The organism is Alteromonas antoniana, from assembly GCF_019249295.1.
Taxonomy (GTDB): Bacteria; Pseudomonadota; Gammaproteobacteria; order Enterobacterales; family Alteromonadaceae; genus Alteromonas; species Alteromonas antoniana.
Window position 1 is genome coordinate 1 of record NZ_JAESDH010000062.1, and the last position, 2,042, is coordinate 2,042.

A 2,042-nucleotide genomic window follows, 5' to 3' on the forward strand; every position below is an offset into this window, starting at 1 on the left:
CCCACCTCCGCAGCCATTTATTGGTGTGGTCTACAGAGGATTAAGTCTTTTTAGAGGGGAAAATCCCTAGAACCCCAAGTTGGCGTAAAAGTTGTCGCCGATGTGTATATTGCGTCCGAACTCGCAGCGGAACGTAGGTTCGAAATGAACCTGCTTACCCATTGAGCCGATAAGCTTCGTCAGAACGGCTTCACGCTTTTCCGCGTTTTGGCCGAAGCTGGCATTATAATCATTCGTCAGGAACACTGCTTCCTCACGAGCCGCCACGAGTTCAGACGTTAGATCGTTGTACATCTGCCCAGATCGGATGAGTTCAAACTGTTCGGCAAGTGTCATGCTATCTCCATTTAGAGCGTTTTCCTATCATAGTGGATCGTATCCGCATGATGGCCCCTGAACATTAAAGGGGCACAAATATACGGTAGGCCGATTTCACGCCTTTTGCGCAGCCTTCTTGATGGCAGTTACGAAGCCCGACAGTTCGGCCGGCGAGGTGAACCGGAACACCCGACCGGCAAATCCTTCCATTCGAGCAAGGTCGCGCTGTCGTTGCACCTTTCGGTAATTGATCACAAATCGGAAGAAGGCCCAATCAAAGCGTTCAGGACATCCTGGCGCGAGCTGATCACCGCGATTTCGGCCCAAACCGGATACCGTTCGTCGAATAACTCGCCACAGGCATAATGATGTTGGGTAATCGAGATGGATAAGCGTATTGTCTGGCAAGATAGCGGACGATGGCGTTCGATTCCCATAGGACTAAATCACCATCCTTCAGGCAGGGAACAAGGCCATTAGGGTTCATCGCGAGATAATCGGGGTCGCTCACCACGCCAAAGGTGCCACCCGCATTGATATGTTCATAGGTGAGGCCAAGTTCTTCAGCACACCAAAGCACCTTGCGGTTTCAGGATTTGCGCGACTTACCAAGTGCCCGCGAAGGCAGCGACCGCCAATAATGCCCCGGTCAGAATGTTCGACAGAAAGAGCCGGAAATTCAGCTCCGGCTTTTCGAGGTCAACACGCCATATCTGCCAAGCCAGATGAGCTGCAATAATAACCATACCGATAGCGTAGGGCATCGCCATGTCCAGTAACCACCCCCCAACCGCCCATGCCCCGACAGTCAAGGCGTAGAACAATCCGACGATAGCCTGCCCCCTGCGTCCAAATAGAATCGCTGTTGATTTCAAACCCAAACGGGTATCATCGGCTACATCGACATAAGCATACACCGTGTCATAGCCGATCTGCCACGCTATAGCGCCGACCCACATTACCACGGCTCCTGCTGGAATATTGCCTGACACCTCCGCCCATGCCATCAGCATTCCCCAATTGAACGCGGCCCCCAAAACAGCTTGGGGCCAATGGGTGAAGCGTTTGCAAAGCGGGTAAATGAATACCAGTGGCAGCACGCAAACTGCGACAAGCGCTGTGAATGGGCTTAAGAAAAACAATAGCAGCGCCGCCAAGGCGAGTTCGACGGCGAGGAATATTAGCGCGTGGCGCGTTCGAAGCTGACCACTCGCGAGCGGACGAAGGCGCGTCCGCTCGACATGCCCATCAAAGTTACGATCCGCAATGTCATTGGCTGTCGAGCCTGCGCTTCTCATCAAAAATGCGCCGAGAAAAAACACTACCAAAAGCCGAAATTCGGGGAGCCCTTGGGACGCTTGAATGAGCGCGGCAAGGCAGGGGAAAAAGGTGAGCCATATTCCTACCGGACGGTCGATCCGGGCAAGCCTTGCATAAGGACGCCAAGCAGCAGGCAACCAACGGTCAACCCAATCGCCAATATGAATATCGCTGAGGTCAGGACGGTTCAAAGTAGTCATCATGTGCTCCAATTCTGTGTCACAAAAATTCCGAAATTTGCGACATATTATACGAATAAAACCAGTGACGTAACAGGTTTCAGGAACTATGCGAACGACTAGCCCCCGTAGGCCCGCTCTCCTCATCTAGGGGTTCTAGGGATTTTCCCCTCTAAAAAGACATAATCCTCTGTAGACCACACCAATAAATGGCTGCGGAGGTGG

Annotated in this window: 4 protein-coding genes; all 4 read right to left on the reverse strand. The window is 52.5% G+C overall.

Features of this window, described 5'->3' with window-relative positions; genetic code table 11:
* Window positions 1-66: 66 nt before the first annotated feature.
* Window positions 67-336, reverse strand: a complete 270-nt coding sequence (locus JKP77_RS22020) for a maltose acetyltransferase domain-containing protein (protein WP_218313322.1) — start codon at window positions 334-336, stop codon at window positions 67-69.
* Window positions 337-432: 96 nt separating this feature from the next.
* Window positions 433-645, reverse strand: coding sequence for a P-loop NTPase family protein (locus JKP77_RS22025; RefSeq protein ID WP_218313323.1), 213 nt, complete (start codon window positions 643-645; stop codon window positions 433-435).
* The gene (locus JKP77_RS22030) at window positions 626-898 is read right to left on the reverse strand and encodes a glutathione S-transferase N-terminal domain-containing protein (RefSeq protein ID WP_281716509.1); all 273 of its coding nucleotides are present in this window, start codon (window positions 896-898) and stop codon (window positions 626-628) included. Before JKP77_RS22030 ends, JKP77_RS22025 begins: the two co-directional genes overlap by 20 nt.
* 25 nt (window positions 899-923) lie before the next feature.
* Window positions 924-1,841, reverse strand: a complete 918-nt coding sequence (ubiA, locus tag JKP77_RS22035; RefSeq protein ID WP_199524880.1) for a 4-hydroxybenzoate octaprenyltransferase — start codon at window positions 1,839-1,841, stop codon at window positions 924-926.
* Between the last annotated feature and the right edge of the window lie 201 nt (window positions 1,842-2,042).

Excerpts from the sequence above, each read along its gene's own strand:
- JKP77_RS22020 (WP_218313322.1), bottom strand. The coding sequence starts at position 336 with ATGACACTTGCCGAACAGTTTGAACTCATCCGATCTGGGCAGATGTAC.
- ubiA (WP_199524880.1), bottom strand. The coding sequence starts at position 1,841 with ATGATGACTACTTTGAACCGTCCTGACCTCAGCGATATTCATATTGGC.